Raw genomic sequence first — 14,602 nt, forward strand, 5'->3', positions numbered from 1 at the left:
CGGCCTCAACGGAAGCCGTAGTAGAGGGAGTTGTGCACGGTGTCCGGAAGATAGAGCACATCGTGACCGTCCGAGTCCCGCCGCACCGCGAGCCGGTCCGCGCTCACGCCCGGAGCGGCGGACTGCGCGGTCCAGGCCCCGCCCACCGACTGCGTTGCGGCAAAGACCCGGTCGGTGCCCGAGGTGGTCACGTAGTAGATCCGCTTGGTGTCCGTCTCGTCCCAGGTGATGCCGAGGGCGGCTGCGGTCTGTCCGCCGGCGTACACGGTCTTGCTGACCCAGTCGCCGCCGCTCGGATAGGCGTAGTACACGCGGAAGTTGCCGCCGCTGTCGGCCGAGCGGTAGCGGTAGGCGACCTTCGGGGTGGAGCCGTCGAGGGTGAGCTTGGCACTCTGCACCGCAGGACCGGCGTACGCGTTGTCGATGCTCCACTCCTCGCCGGTGGTCAGCTGCTGGATCACGTCGGAGGTGTCGGGCGTCACCGGGACGGTGAGCGCCGCACCCGTACTGTCGGCGAAGTCGCCAGTCGCCGGGTCGAAGCGCAGGTAGGAGAGCTGGTGGCGGAACCCGGTCGCCGGTGCCTTGGCCCACTCGTACAGCAGGTGCACACGCCCCTCGCCGTCGACTGTCAGGTCGTCGGGGTACACGGAGCGGTTCAGCGCGCCGGCGAACGTGGCAACCACGCTCCAGCGCGCCGCTGCGTTGTCCCAGCGGTAGAGCTTGCCGGGGCGCTGATCGGCGCCGGCGCCGACACGGGCGGCCAGGTACAGATCGCCGTTGGGCGCCGTGGCGACGATCGGATAGGTGATGCCCTGGCCCTGGTCGGGCAGTTCGGCCGCATGGTCGGTGACGTCCCCGCCGGGGGCCTCGGTACGGAAGTAGCGCCAGGCGTCGGCGTGCATGGAGGCGAACACATGCAGACGTCCGTTGCCGTCCCGCGCGACGGACGGCTGGTTGTGGCCGTTGTCGTCAGGGAACTCCGCCTGCGCCCCGCTCCGGTCGAGTAGCGGCAGCAGGCTCCAGACCCCGTCCGGGTCGCGCCGCGCGATGGCGGGCCGGTGCGTGGCGGCCGTCGAGCCCGGCTCGTTGAAGGCGAAGTACGTGTACTGGCCGCGGCCCTTGTACGTGGCGACCGGCGTCCACCAAGCGGCCTGGTTCGACGAGTCCATCGCGTACGGGACCTTCTCGATCACCGTCGCCGCGGCTGCCGTGCTCTGCGCGGTGTCGGCCCGGGCGGCCGGGACGGGCAGGAGCAGGGCGGCCAGGGCCGTGGCCGAGGCGGTGTACGTGCGTACCGTGGGACGTCGCAAGATGAGCTCCTTCGCGGGTGCGTGCGCGGGTGTGGAGGTGACGCGGACGGCAGCGGCCCGAGGGCCGGCCGGCGCGGTCGTCGTGCGGGGTACGGAGCAGGGCCAGGCGGGGGTCGTGCGACGCTCGCCTGGCCCGGACTACGGCGCTCGGCCTCAGCGCTTGATGAGCGCGGCGGCCTCCTCGCCGGCCTGCTTCATCGCGTCCTTCGGCTTCGACTTGCCGACGAGGACGGCCTGCACCTGCTTGGCGACGGCCTCCTCGATCTGGGCATTCTGCGCGAACTGCCAGAACGGGCTGCCGGTCGCCGTCTTGGTGATCTTCTCGGTCCACTCCGTGGTGAAGGTGTCCTTGGCGACCTCCGGGGCGGCCAGACCCGCGGTGGTGGACGGCGGCAGTGCGCGCGCGGCGAAGTACTCGGAGGTGGTGGCCTGGTCGGTGGTGGTGTGCAGCGCGAACTCGGTCGCCGCGTCCTGCCCCTTGCCCTTCACGATCGCGATCACGCCGCCCCACAGCAGCGCCTGCGGCGTGTCCCCGGCCTTGAGCACCGGACGCTCCATCGGCTGCATGGCGTTGGCCAGCGTCTTGTCCTTGGACTGGGCGGAGGTCACGCCCTTGCCGATGATCGCGTCGTCGTAGAAGGCGGCCTTGCCCTGCCCGAACAGGGCGCGCGCGTCGAAGCGGTCCACGTCGGCGGCGATCAGCTTCTCGTCGTGCAGCTTCTTGTACCAGGTGACCGCGTCGATCGAGGCGTCGTCGCCTATCGTGACCTTCCCACCGTCGAGCAGCTTGCAGCCGAAGGTCTGCATCCACGGGAAGATGTCCTTGAGCTGCGCGACCTTGGTGGCAGCGGCATACGGCACGACACCGCCGCCGAGCCCCTTCAGCTCCCGCAGCGCGGCCTCGAACTCCTCAACGGTGGTGGGGTGCTTCTTGATCCCGGCCTTCTCCAGGAGCTGGGAGTTGGCGATCACACCGATCGATCCGGTGTTCCACGGCAGCCCGTACTGCTTGCCGTCGTACGTGCCGCTGTTCAGCGCCACGTCGGTGTAGCCGCCCTTGCCGGCCACCGATCCGAGGTCGGCCAGCTTGCCCATCTGCGCTATCGCGGCGAGCCAGGCGATGTCGAGGTGCACCGCACCTGTCGTCTCCCCGCCGCCCAGCTTGAGGGTGAGCTGGCTCAGGTACTCGTTGTACGGGTACGAGACCGCGCGGATCGTGGACTTCTCGGCCTTCTCCCATGCCGCGATGATCTTCTCGATCGAGGGCTTGGCGGCCTCCTCGTTGAGCGACCAGGAGGTGAAGTCGAAGTTCTTGGACTTCGGGTCGCCGCCGTTGGAGGTGCTGCCGGCGCCGGACGGTGCACAGGCGCCGAGCACACCGGCGCCGGCCACACCGAGCGCGCCGATGCCGAACATGCGCAGCGCGCCGCGCCGGCTGATGCCAGAGGTGGTCATGATCTCTCCATGGGGGAGTGAGCGGGAGGGGAGGTACGTGAGGGTGCGGGTTGATCCCGCGGGTTCAGCTCTTGACCGAACCGGCGGTCATGCCGCCGACGAGGTAGCGCTGCAGGAACATGAAGGCGACGACCACCGGGATGGACACGATGAGCGAGGCCGCCATCAACTGGGGCCAGGCGGTCTGGAATTCGCCGATGTAGGTGGAGACGAGGCCGGGAGGCAGGGTCTGCTTCTCCTTGTCGGCCAGGGTCAGCGCGAAGATGAAGTCGTTCCAGCCGCGTACGAAGGCGAAGAGCCCGGCGGCGATCATCCCGGGCGCGGCCAGCGGCGCCACGATGGAGTGCAGCGTCCGCCACCGGGACGCGCCGTCGATGGACGCCGCCTCCAGCAGGGCGTCCGGGATGGTGTCGAAGATGCCCTTCAGCATCCAGACGCACAGCGGCATGGTGAACGTGGTGAAGGAGAGCACCAGGGCGGTGTACGTGTTGAGCATGCCGAAGCTGGAGAAGACGGTGTACAGCGTCACCAGCAGGAGCGCCTGGGGGAACATCTGGGAGGCCAGCACCAGGTGCATCAGCGACCGGCGCCCGCGGTAGCGGAACTTGGAGAACGAGTAGCCCATGTACGTGGCGACGACCACGCTCAGCACGGCGGTGATCGAGGCCACGATGAGCGAGTTGATCATGTACTTGATCAGCTGGTCGTTCTCGGCGAGGGCCGTGAAGTTACTGAGGGTGAGATCGGCGGGTATCAGCTTCGGCGGGAACTGGAAGGTCGACTCGGGGGTGCTCAGCGCGGTGGCGAGCAGCCAGTAGACCGGCAGCAGACCGAAGGCGCCGATGACGACGACCGCACTCCAGGCGGCGATCCGCGAGCGCAGCAGGTCCTTGCGTATACGGCGCCGAGCGCTGCGCCCAGCCCGCGTGGCGGACGGCCGCGGCCGGTCGACGGCGGACAGCGGGGTGGAGGTGGTGGAGGCCATCAGGCGTCGCCCTTCCGCTCGGTGATCCTGAGGTAGACGGCGACGAGGAGGAGCAGGAGCAGCATCCACAGTCCGCCCAGCGCGGTGGCCCGGCCGATGTCGAAGCCCTTGAAGGCGGTCTGGTACACGGCGGTCGCGAACGTCTCGGTGGTGCCGGCCGGTCCGCCGCCGGTGAGGACGTAGATGGTGTCGAAGTGCTGGAAGTTCCAGATGAACTCCAGCAGGAGCACGATCTGGGCGACACCGCGGACCTGCGGCCAGGTGACGGCGAAGAAGCGCCGGATCGAGCCCGCCCCGTCCATCGAGGCCGCCTCGTGCAGCTCCCTGGGCACGGTCTGCAGACCGGCCAGGAGCATCACCATCATCCAGGGGAAGCTGGCCCAGGTCTTGGTGACGATGACGGCGAGCATCGCGGTGCCGGGCTGACCGAGCCAGGCGACGGACTCGTCGATGAATCCGGTCTTCATGAGGACGCCGTTGAGCACCCCGTAGTTTGCGTTGAAGATCCACATCCAGAGGAAGGAGACCACCACGCCCGGGATCACCCAGGGGAACAGGAACAGGCCGCGCAGGAAGCCGCTGCCCTTGAGGCCGGTGTTCAGCGCGAGCGCGAGCGCGAAGCCGAGCGCGAAGGGGACGAGCGTCGCGCCGACGGTGAAGACCAGCGTCTGCTCGAGGATCGTGAGGAAGTCGCCGTCCAGCCAGTATGTGAAGTTGTCCAGGCCGACGAACTCCCGGCCCGGCAGCCGCAGATCCTGCTTGAAGAAGCCGGTGAACAGCGCCGACAGCAGCGGGTAGAAGATGATCGCCGCGAACAGGGCGAGTCCCGGTGCGGTCAGCAGCAGGGCGAACGCACCGTTGGAGAGCCGTCCGCCGGTCCGCTGACGGGGCGGGGGCGCCTTCTGGGGAGGTGCGGCCGTACTCATGGGTGTGTCCTCTCAAACGGGGCGGGAGCGCCGGGGCCCTGCGTGAACGCCATCCATGCTCCAGTGAATACAAGTTGCAGCATGCGGGATCGTTCTCCATATAGTGCGATGGCGTCAACCCTTTTGGTCGGTGAATCGCCGGTTCTGTGCAGGACCGGCGAACTCGCCCCACCTGCTCGGAACTTCAACTTCGGCTCGCGACAGCCGGGTCGGTGCCCCATAACCGGAACTTACAACGAATCCCACTGGCTGAACAGTAGTTGCACAATATGGATGTGATGTACGTTCAAGGTTGCTCCGCTGTGCCGGGGAGTATCCGAGCTTCACACCAAGGAGGCCGCACCGTGCGGGAAGAAGAGGTCCATTACGACATCGCCGTGATCGGCGGCGGATTGGCGGGGACCTGCGCGGCCATCGCCGCGGCCCGGCTCGGCCGACGCGTCGCCCTGGTCAACAACCGGCCCGTCCTGGGCGGCAACGCCAGCAGCGAGATCCGCGTCTGGGTCTGCGGCGCCACCGCACACGGCGTGCACCGCTGGGCCCGCGAGACCGGAATCATGGGCGAGCTGTACACCGAGAACCAGTACCGCAACCCCGAGGGCAACCCCTACTACTGGGACCAGGTCGTCCTCGACGCCGTCCGTGCCGAACCGAACATCGACCTCTACCTCAACACCGACGTACGCGAGGTCGACGCGAGCGGCCCCGACGACAGCCGCGAGGTGCACTCCTGCACCGGCTGGATGGTGGGCTCGGAGCGCCGCATCACCTTCCATGCGCGCCAGTTCCTCGACTGTACCGGTGACGGCCTGCTCGGCCACCTCGCCGGCGCCCGCTACCGCATAGGCCGCGAAGCACGGACCGAGTTCGACGAGCCCTGGGCGCCGGCCGAGGCGGACCAGGCGCTGCTCGGCTCGACGATCCTCTTCCACACCAGGGACACGGGCCGGCCGGTGAAGTTCGTACCGCCCGCCTACGCCAAGGACCTGTCGACCACGCCCATCCTGCACAACCGCATCCTGAGCACCGGGGACAACGGCTGCGACTACTGGTGGATCGAGTGGGGCGGCGAACTCGACACCGTCCACGACAACGAGCGCATCCGTGACGAGCTCCAGGCCGTGATCATGGGCATCTGGGACCACATCAAGAACTCCGGCCAGTTCCCCGACGCGGCGAACCTCACCCTGGAATGGGTCGGCAGTCTCCCCGGCAAGCGCGAGTACCGCCGCTTCCTCGGCGACTACGTCCTCACTCAGCAGGACATCCTTCAGCAGCGCCAGTTCGCCGACCGGATCGCCTTCGGCGGCTGGTCCGTCGACCTCCACCCCGTACAGGGCATGTACGCCGACGAGCCCGGCGCCCGCCAGCGATACGCGGACGGCATCTTCCACATCCCGCTGCGCTCCCTGTACTCGGCGAACGTCACGAACCTGCACTTCGCCGGGCGCAACATCTCCGCCACCCACATCGCCTTCGGGGCCACCCGCGTCATGGCCACCTGCGCGACACTCGGCGAGGCCGCGGGCACCGCCGCGGCCCTGTGCGTCGCCGAGGGCCTCACGCCGCGCGAACTCGCCACCACGCGACCGGAACTGGTACGCCACACCCTGCTGCGCCAGGACGCCTCCGTGATCGGCCTCGCCGACGACGACCCCGACAACCTGGCGCGCACGGCCCGCGTCACCGCCTCCTCCCACCTGACCCGTCTGGCCGCCGAACCCACACCGGCCACGCCCGGCACCCCGTACCCCCTCACCCGCGACCTGGCCCTCCTGCTTCCGGTCGACCCCGCACTCGACACGGTCGACCTCCTCGTCCACGGCGCCCCGAACGGCCAGTCCCGCGAACTCACCGTGGAACTGTGGAGCACGGGCCACCCCGAAAACGCGGTCCCCACCGACCACCTCCTCACGACCACTGTCACCGTTCCGTCCGACGGCCCCCACTGGGTCACGGCCCGCCTCGACCACCACCCCGACACCCCCCGGAACGCGATCCTCATCGTCCGAGCCTGCGCGGACACGGCCCTGGTCCTCCTCCCCGAACGCACCGACGGTGTCCTCGCCCTGCGCAGGAAGGCCGAGGGAGACGCGGCCGTCGACCACGACATCCCGGAAGAAGACGGACAACTGGTCCTGGAATGGCAGGCCCGCGGCCTGCGCCGCCAGACCTTCGCCTTTCGGGCGGCCCCCGACACCATGGCATTCCACCCCGAACGGGCCGTAGGCGGATACCAACGTCCCTACGGTGGCCCGCACATGTGGTCCTCCGCGCCGGAGGACGCCGCTGAGTGGCTCCGTCTCGACTGGCACGACGAGCAAGAACTCGCGGAAACGCGCCTGGTGTTCGACGACGACGTCGACGAATACCTCAACAACCTGCACCGCCACCGCACCCCGTACGAGGTCATGCCGGAACTCGTACGCGACTACCGCATCCAGAGCCGCGACGCCGCCGGTACCTGGCACACACTCCTGACGGTGACGGACAACCGACGCCGCCACCGTGTACACGAACTGAAGGCCGCGGACGGCAGCCCCGTACGCACCGACGCACTACGGCTCGTGGTCGACGCGACGCACGGAGCACGGCACGCGCACGTGATCGCCTTCAAGGCGTACGGCGCCTAGCCACATGGCGAAGGGGTCGGGTGGAGGCTGATCAGCCTCCACCCGACCCCTTCGCCATGTACCTCAGAGCGCGCCAAGTGCCTGACTGATGGCGTCGGCGGCCTCGATGACCTCGCGTACGAGGGCGAGGCGCTGCCCCTCGGTATCGGAGCGGTCCCCGAGCAGCGAGGTCGGGCCCCACAGGGAGATGGCGGCGACGACGTCCCCCGAAGCGTCGCGGACGGGCGCGGCCAGGGACGCGCGGCCCAGGGCGCGCTCCTCGGCTTCGACGGCGTAACCGGTGCGCCGGACGGTGTCGATCTCGGTGTCGAGGAGGTCGTGACTGGTGGTGGTGTACTCGGTGTGCGCGTCGAGAGGTTCCCCCAGCAGTTTGCGACGCTCTTTGGGGGCGAGGCCGGTGAGCAGACACTTGCCGATGCTCGTGGCATGCAGCGGGGCGGTGTGTCCGGCCTGCGTATAGGGCTTGGGGGCGCGCGTGCCCTCGAAATTGCACAGGAACATCAGCTCGGTACCGCGGCGTACGGCCACGTTGGCCCCGAGCCCGGTGCGGGTGGCGAGGTCCTGGAGCACCATGCGGGCGGCCCGGTGCACGGGGTGGCGGTTGGTGGCGGTGGCGGCGAGGGGGAGGAGGCCGAGGCTGAGCCGGTAGAGATTGCTGACCGGATCGCGTTCGACCATGTCGAGGCGTTCCAGGGTGGACAGCAGGCGAGAGGTGGTCGACGAGCCCAGTCCGGTGAGCTCGGCGACGTCGGAGACACGGAGTTCGGCCCGACCGGAGTCGAGTGCGCGCAGCACCGAGACTGCTCGTTCGACGCTCTGGTTCGTCCCGACATCAGTCGCCCGCGTAGCCATGACCCTCCTCGTTTTGCAAATCGCTTGCACAATCTGCATCAGCATATCGCGCGTGATCGACGCCCGTACCTGAAATCAGCGACAGGTTCCGCGACGTCACCCGGGCCAGACGCGGGTGACGTCGCGGAACTGCCGGCATTCACCGGGCCGGCTGAGCTGGCCCGACACCACCACTCAGTCCGCCTCCGACAGAAAGCGTCGCTGGACCTCTTCCAGGGCCGCCGTTTCGGCCCGCTCGTCCGGGTGGTCGAAGTGCCCCGCCCGCAGAACGAAGAGTTCGCGCGGCCCGGCCAGTGCGTTGTGCACCGCGAACTGCCCCGGTGGGGGTACCGCCGGATCGAACAGGGCGGCACCCACATGCACCGGGATGCGAAGGTGCCGGGCCGCTGTCGCGGCGTCGAAGTACGCCAGGACGTCCAGCACCGAGGGCTCCTCGGCGAGCCGCGTACGCACCGACTCTCCGCTGCCCGTGCACGGCAGTGTCACCCGGAGCGGATGGTTTCCGAAGGTCGGCACCGTGAGGCCGGCGGCATGGAAACGGTCGTCCCAGGGGAGCGCCAACGCCCCGATGCCGCCGCCGAAACTCGTGCCCAGGTACGTCAGCCGCCCGGCAGCCTCCGGCACCAACCCCAGCAGTGCGGTGGCCGCACACCAGACATCCGCCACACACCCGCCGATGAGGTACGACTCCCGGGCGCCGATGCCGTGCAGAACGTGCCCCGCCGAGTTCGAGGGAACGCCGGGCAGCAGGCTCCGCGTTCCGAGCCCGCGCAGGCAGGGCCAGATGGTCGCGGTCCCCGGCGGGGGTTGCCAGGGGTCCGGGGCCGCCCGGCCTCCGTATCCGTGTGTCGCCACACAGCCCTGCGTAACGCGGCCATCGGCAGGGACGGTCAGCCACCCGCCGATGCGGACGCCGTCGACGGATGTGTACGAGACGTCGGCGACCCGCACGCCGTCCACGGTGGCCCAGGGTCCCTCGATCCGAGGCGCCGGGTCGACGCGTAGCGCACTCGCGTAGCGCTCCTGCCAGAAGTCGGCGAAGCCGTCCGGGCCTGGCGGGGCCCCCACCGCAAGGAGGCGCGGCAGGTCGTAGCCGTAGGTGGGGTCGAACGGCAAATCATGCTGAAGCGAGCTGAGTTCACTGCCGTCTGACGTGAACGGATGGGTGGGCAAGATCTCTCCTTGTTCGGTGTGCGAAGTGACCGGCACGCCCTTCCGGAACAGCTCTCGACACGACGTACCCTGTCCTGCCGGCGCTGAGCCCCCGGTACGGGCTTGACCTGCCGACTCAACGGTCACGTCCCGCTGGGCGGTGTAGTCACGGCAGCTGTTTCGATCAGGGCGGCGGCGAGTCGGTCCAGGGGCGGCGGGGTTGGGGAAGACCTGGACGACGTCGGTCCGTCGTTTGATCTCCCGGTTCAGGCGCTCCAGTGGATTCGTCGACCAGATCTTCTTCCCGTGCGCGGGTGGGAAGTACGCGAACGCTGTGATGTCTCCGGCTGCCTCCAGCAGTATGGCCTTGACCGAGGGGAAAACTGCCGTGCGAGCATGTCGACCACCACGTCCCGCTGATTGCGGACGGCTTGGGCGAAGATCATGCGGATGGTCGCGGCCACCAGGCCGCTGTGCGAGTCGCAGATCACCAACTGGACGTGGTCCAAGCCGCAGGCCCGCAGACGGCGCAGGAGCTCGGCGCAAAACGGCTTCGACTCGCTGTCGCCGACCATCAGCCCGAGGACCTCGCGGTGCCCGCCGGCGGAATCCCCGTCGCGATCATCATCGCCTGCGAGACAATACGGTGATTCATCTGCGCCTTGCAACAGGTCGCGGCTAGGAGGATGTAGGGGGAACACAGTGTGATTCAGGGCCCGTTCCTTGAACGCGGCCAGTTCCACATGCGCTTTCGGCACAGCTTCGGGCACGAGCGAACTGCGCCAGGCGGTTCTGCACGGGAGCGGGCCTCAGCGGCGAGGATGCGAACTGCGTCAACGTGGCCGCTGCGCCCGACGGCACGCTCCTGTTGCGTGAGAGCGACGACCTGGACGTGATACTCGTCGCAACCCGGGCGGGCCTGTCTGCTCTGCTCGCGTCGGTTAAGGCGAACGGGAGCCTTGGGGTGCAACCCTGAGTGACGCTGTCACTCATCCACTACGGAGCGTAGAGGTGATCGGCCACCAGGCACGAGTGATCACGTACAAGGAGACCTATCGCCAGTCCCTGATCGAGGACTTCTCCGCAGCGCGCAAGGAGCCCGACATCGCGATCTCCGTCGACATGCTGGACACCGGCATCGACGTACCGGAGGTCGTCAACCTGGTCTTCGCCAAGCCGGTCTTCTCCAAGACCAAGTTCTGGCAGATGATCGGCCGTGGCACCCGGCTGCGCCCGGCGCTGTTCGGGCCGGACGAGACAAACCCCGACCACGCGAAGGAGAATTTCCGGGTCTTCGCGTCGTCGCCAAGCGCGGTGTGCTCGACGTCGGAGACCTGTACGAAGTCGGCAGTCCCTTCCATGACCGCGCGCCCGGTGGTCCGGACGACCTGTTCTCGCTTGAGGAGATCGACGACCTGAAGATTGTCTTCATCGGTCTGCAGAGCACAGCGAAACCCACCGCACTGGCCGCGTAGGAATCTACGCTGGGCCGCATGACGATCCGCGCCGTCCTCTGGGACATCGACGACACGATCTTCGACTACACAGGTGCCGACAGCGTCGGCATGCGCAAGCATCTCGAACAGGAGGGTCTGCCCGGCGGATACGACTCCGTCGAGCAGGCCCTCGTCGCGTGGCGGGCGATCACCGATGTGCACTGGGCGCGGTTCGCGGGCGGGGAGACGGACTTCCAGGGGCAGCGCCGGGACCGGGTCCGGGAGTTCGTCTCGCGGGCGCTGGACGACACCGAGGCCGACGACTGGTTTGCTCGGCACGCGGCCCACTACGAGGCCGCCTGGTCGCTCTTTCCCGATGTGGTGCCGACCCTGGACCGGTTGGCGGACGGGTTCCGGCACGGGGTGCTGTCGAACTCCAGCATCCACAACCAGGACCGCAAGTTGCGCACGCTCGGCGTGCGGGAGCGGTTCGAGGCCGTGGTGTGCGCCGTGGAGCTGGGCGTCTCCAAGCCCGAGGCCGGCGCCTTCCACGCCGCCTGCGACGCGCTGGCGCTGGAACCGCAGGAAGTCGCGTACGTGGGGGATGAACCGGACATCGACGCGAGTGGCGCGGTCGCCGCGGGGCTGATGGGGATCTGGCTCGACCGCGGCGGCCGCGGCGGCCGCCCCGAACTTGTCCGTATCAGCCGGCTCGATCAGCTGCCCGGCCTGCTGGGGCCTGCCCGGCCCTGATCCGCCGGACAAGCCCTGGCGGGCAATACCCGTTTTGGAGCGCCGGACACCTTCGGGTAATGTTCTTCCTGCGCCGCCCGAGCGGGACGGAAGATCCGGACGGGAAGCGCAAGCCGAACAAAACCCTTCCGGGGGTTGCGTTTTGGTGGGCTATGGTGTAATTGGCAACACTACGGTTTCTGGTACCGTCATTCTAGGTTCGAGTCCTGGTAGCCCAGCGCAGAAATGCAACAGTAGTAACAAGCCCCCGTTGTGTAGCGGCCTAGCACGCTGCCCTCTCACGGCAGTAGCGCCGGTTCGAATCCGGTCGGGGGTACAGATCCTTCCCGCGAGATCATCTGGGTCGCACCCACGCTCTCGATGCAGGATCGCTAGGGCCCCCGTTGTGTAGCGGCCTAGCACGCTGCCCTCTCACGGCAGTAGCGCCGGTTCGAATCCGGTCGGGGGTACTTGCAACACCATGGGCTATGGTGTAATTGGCAACACTACGGTTTCTGGTACCGTCATTCTAGGTTCGAGTCCTGGTAGCCCAGCGCAGAAATGCAAGAGCAGTAACAAGCCCCCGTTGTGTAGCGGCCTAGCACGCTGCCCTCTCACGGCAGTAGCGCCGGTTCGAATCCGGTCGGGGGTACAACAGAGCAGCAGACAAGGGCCCTTCACTTCGGTGAGGGGCTCTTTTGCTTGTCCCCCCCCCGCTATGTCGCCCCGTCAAGTACGGGACCATTACCGGGACTTGATGGAGGCCGCCACGACGCTGGGGCGGCCAGGACTTTCTTCCGTACGTCAGCCGTTGCGGCGCAGGGCCTCGCTCAGCCTCGCCGCCGAGTCGATGACCGCCTGGGCGTGCATCCGGCCCGGGTGCCGGGTCAGCCGCTCGATCGGTCCGGAGACCGAGACGGCGGCGACCACCCGGTTCGAGGGGCCGCGCACCGGCGCGGAGACCGAGGCGACGCCCGGCTCGCGCTCGCCGATCGACTGGGCCCAGCCCCTGCGCCGTACGCCTGAGAGCGCCGTCGCCGTGAAGCGGGCGCCCTGGAGGCCGCGGTGCAGGCGCTCCGGCTCCTCCCAGGCCATCAGGATCTGGGCCGACGAGCCGGCCTTCATGGTGAGCGTGGAGCCGACCGGCACGGTGTCCCGCAGGCCGGACAGCCGCTCCGCCGCCGCCACGCAGATCCGCATGTCGCCCTGTCGCCGGTAGAGCTGCGCGCTCTCGCCCGTGATGTCCCGCAGGTGGGTGAGCACCGGTCCCGCCGTGGCCAGCAGACGGTCCTCGCCCGCCGCCGCCGCGAGTTCCGCCAGCCGGGGGCCGAGAATGAAACGGCCCTGTATGTCCCTCGCCACCATCCGGTGGTGTTCCAGTGCCACGGCCAGTCGATGGGCCGTGGGTCGTGCGAGCCCGGTCGCCGCGACCAGCCCGGCGAGGGTGGCCGGACCGGACTCCAGGGCGCTCAATACCAGAGCCGCCTTGTCGAGAACGCCGACGCCGCTAGAGTTGTCCATACGACGATACTCCCGTCTCACTCTGTGAAACGCAAGTTCAATTTTCGGTGGAAGTTGCGAACCTGTGGGGGTGGCCGCACAACGGCCCCGTAGCCACCGCCCCGCACGGGGTCCGGACGGCAGCGCACCGAATCTCTAGTTGGGCCGGCGAAGACGCCGGCCGGAGGGAAAGCGATGGGTAGGACACTCGCGGAGAAGGTCTGGGACGACCATGTCGTCCGGCGCGCCGAAGGTGAGCCCGACCTCCTCTTCATCGATCTGCACCTGCTGCACGAGGTGACCAGCCCCCAGGCCTTCGACGGCCTCCGGCAGGCCGGACGCCCGGTGCGGCGCCTCGACCTCACCATCGCGACCGAGGACCACAACACCCCGACCCTCGACATCGACAAGCCGATCGCCGACCCGGTCTCCCGCGCCCAGTTGGAGACCCTGCGCAAGAACTGCGCGGAGTTCGGCGTGCGGCTGCACCCGCTGGGCGACGTCGAGCAGGGCGTCGTGCACGTGGTCGGTCCGCAGCTGGGTCTCACCCAGCCCGGCACCACGGTCGTCTGCGGCGACTCCCACACGTCCACGCACGGTGCCTTCGGCGCGCTGGCGTTCGGCATCGGCACCAGCCAGGTCGAGCACGTGCTGGCCACCCAGACGCTGCCGCTGGCCCGCCCCAGGACCATGGCGATCACCATCGACGGCGAACTGCCCGACGATGTCACGGCCAAGGACCTGATCCTGGCGATCATCACCCGGATCGGCACCGGCGGCGGCCAGGGCTACATCCTCGAATACCGCGGCTCGGCCATCGAGAAGCTCTCGATGGAAGCCCGGATGACCATCTGCAACATGTCGATCGAGGCCGGCGCCCGGGCGGGCATGATCGCCCCGGACGAGACCACCTTCGACTACCTGAAGGGCCGCGACCACGCCCCGCAGGGCGAGGACTGGGACGCCGCCGTCGCGTACTGGAGGACGCTGCGCACCGACGACGACGCGGTCTTCGATGCCGAGGTCGTCATCGACGCCGCCGAACTGGCGCCGTTCGTCACCTGGGGCACCAACCCCGGCCAGGGCGCGCCTCTGTCGGCCAACGTCCCCGACCCGGCTTCGTACGAGGACGCCTCGGAGCGCAACGCCGCCGAAAAGGCCCTGGAATACATGGGGTTGACCGCCGGCCAGGCGCTGCGCGACATCAACGTGGACACCGTCTTCGTAGGCTCCTGCACCAACGGCCGGATCGAGGACCTGCGCAATGCGGCCGCGATCCTGGACGGCCGTAAAGTCGCGAGGGGGGTACGGATGCTGGTCGTCCCGGGCTCCGTCCGGGTCGCCCTGCAGGCCGTCGAGGAGGGCCTGGACAAGGTCTTCACCGCCGCGGGCGCCGAATGGCGGCACGCGGGCTGCTCGATGTGTCTCGGCATGAACCCCGACCAGCTGGCCCCCGGCGAGCGCTCCGCCTCCACCTCGAACCGCAACTTCGAGGGCCGGCAGGGCAAGGGCGGCCGCACACACCTGGTCTCCCCGCAGGTCGCCGCCGCGACCGCCGTGCTGGGCCACCTGGCCTCGCCGGCCGACCTGTCCGACGCCCGTACGCCCGCCGGAGTCTGAG

The 14,602-nt window shown here is 68.7% G+C and carries 11 protein-coding genes, 5 tRNA genes and 2 pseudogenes; 10 read left to right on the forward strand and 8 right to left on the reverse strand.

Annotation, left to right across the window (positions count from 1 at the left end):
- Positions 1-5: 5 nt before the first annotated feature.
- The 4 genes from OG936_RS25695 to OG936_RS25710 form a co-directional block, all read right to left on the reverse strand.
- Positions 6-1,310, reverse strand: coding sequence for a BNR-4 repeat-containing protein (locus OG936_RS25695; protein WP_406497791.1), 1,305 nt, complete (start codon positions 1,308-1,310; stop codon positions 6-8).
- Between the two features lie 153 nt (positions 1,311-1,463).
- Entirely contained in the window at positions 1,464-2,765 is a 1,302-nt protein-coding gene (locus OG936_RS25700) for an extracellular solute-binding protein (RefSeq protein ID WP_383751402.1), read from the reverse strand.
- A gap of 64 nt (positions 2,766-2,829) precedes the next feature.
- On the reverse strand, positions 2,830-3,750 hold the full coding sequence (locus OG936_RS25705; RefSeq protein ID WP_406497793.1) for a carbohydrate ABC transporter permease: 921 nt from the start codon (positions 3,748-3,750) through the stop codon (positions 2,830-2,832).
- Entirely contained in the window at positions 3,750-4,676 is a 927-nt protein-coding gene (locus OG936_RS25710; protein ID WP_406497795.1) for a carbohydrate ABC transporter permease, read from the reverse strand. Before OG936_RS25710 ends, OG936_RS25705 begins: the two co-directional genes overlap by 1 nt.
- A 344-nt stretch (positions 4,677-5,020) precedes the next feature.
- On the opposite strand from OG936_RS25710, the gene OG936_RS25715 reads away from it, so the two are divergent.
- Positions 5,021-7,309: an FAD-dependent oxidoreductase gene (locus tag OG936_RS25715; RefSeq protein WP_406497797.1), complete on the forward strand. Its 2,289-nt coding sequence runs from the start codon at positions 5,021-5,023 to the stop codon at positions 7,307-7,309.
- 63 nt (positions 7,310-7,372) lie between these two features.
- Here the strand turns inward: OG936_RS25715 and OG936_RS25720 are convergent, their stop codons facing one another.
- The 3 genes and pseudogenes from OG936_RS25720 to OG936_RS25730 all read right to left on the reverse strand — a co-directional run.
- Positions 7,373-8,161 carry an IclR family transcriptional regulator gene (locus OG936_RS25720; RefSeq protein ID WP_406497799.1) on the reverse strand — a complete coding sequence of 263 codons (789 nt, stop codon included), beginning with the start codon at positions 8,159-8,161 and terminating at the stop codon, positions 7,373-7,375.
- A 174-nt stretch (positions 8,162-8,335) separates the two neighbouring features.
- A complete protein-coding gene (locus tag OG936_RS25725; protein WP_406500608.1) occupies positions 8,336-9,334 on the reverse strand; it encodes an acetylxylan esterase in 999 nt (332 codons plus the stop codon).
- Between the two features lie 189 nt (positions 9,335-9,523).
- A pseudogene (locus OG936_RS25730) lies at positions 9,524-10,053 on the reverse strand (transposase); the annotation flags it as partial.
- An 83-nt stretch (positions 10,054-10,136) separates the two neighbouring features.
- Here OG936_RS25730 and OG936_RS25735 point away from each other — a divergent pair.
- The 8 genes and pseudogenes from OG936_RS25735 to OG936_RS25770 all read left to right on the forward strand — a co-directional run.
- A pseudogene (locus OG936_RS25735) lies at positions 10,137-10,289 on the forward strand (DUF397 domain-containing protein); the annotation flags it as partial.
- Between the two features lie 35 nt (positions 10,290-10,324).
- Positions 10,325-10,732, forward strand: a complete 408-nt coding sequence (locus OG936_RS25740) for a helicase-related protein (protein WP_406497800.1) — start codon at positions 10,325-10,327, stop codon at positions 10,730-10,732.
- A gap of 74 nt (positions 10,733-10,806) precedes the next feature.
- Complete coding sequence (locus OG936_RS25745; RefSeq protein ID WP_406497802.1) at positions 10,807-11,502, forward strand: HAD family hydrolase; 696 nt, start codon at positions 10,807-10,809, stop codon at positions 11,500-11,502.
- Positions 11,503-11,648: 146 nt separating this feature from the next.
- Positions 11,649-11,720 (forward strand) — tRNA-Gln (locus tag OG936_RS25750).
- A gap of 25 nt (positions 11,721-11,745) precedes the next feature.
- Positions 11,746-11,818 (forward strand) — tRNA-Glu (locus tag OG936_RS25755).
- A gap of 60 nt (positions 11,819-11,878) precedes the next feature.
- Positions 11,879-11,951 (forward strand) — tRNA-Glu (locus tag OG936_RS25760).
- A gap of 12 nt (positions 11,952-11,963) precedes the next feature.
- Positions 11,964-12,035, forward strand: a tRNA-Gln gene (locus OG936_RS25765).
- A gap of 25 nt (positions 12,036-12,060) precedes the next feature.
- A tRNA-Glu gene (locus OG936_RS25770) sits at positions 12,061-12,133 on the forward strand.
- A gap of 152 nt (positions 12,134-12,285) precedes the next feature.
- Here OG936_RS25770 and ndgR read toward each other — a convergent pair.
- Positions 12,286-13,002, reverse strand: coding sequence for an IclR family transcriptional regulator NdgR (gene ndgR, locus OG936_RS25775; RefSeq protein WP_383751423.1), 717 nt, complete (start codon positions 13,000-13,002; stop codon positions 12,286-12,288).
- 174 nt (positions 13,003-13,176) lie between these two features.
- Between ndgR and leuC the strand changes: the two genes are divergently transcribed.
- The gene (leuC, locus tag OG936_RS25780; protein ID WP_406497804.1) at positions 13,177-14,601 is read left to right on the forward strand and encodes a 3-isopropylmalate dehydratase large subunit; all 1,425 of its coding nucleotides are present in this window, start codon (positions 13,177-13,179) and stop codon (positions 14,599-14,601) included.
- The last annotated feature ends 1 nt before the right edge of the window (position 14,602 follow it).

Source organism: Streptomyces sp. NBC_00846 (genome assembly GCF_045207325.1).
In the GTDB taxonomy this organism is placed as follows: Bacteria; Actinomycetota; Actinomycetes; order Streptomycetales; family Streptomycetaceae; genus Streptomyces.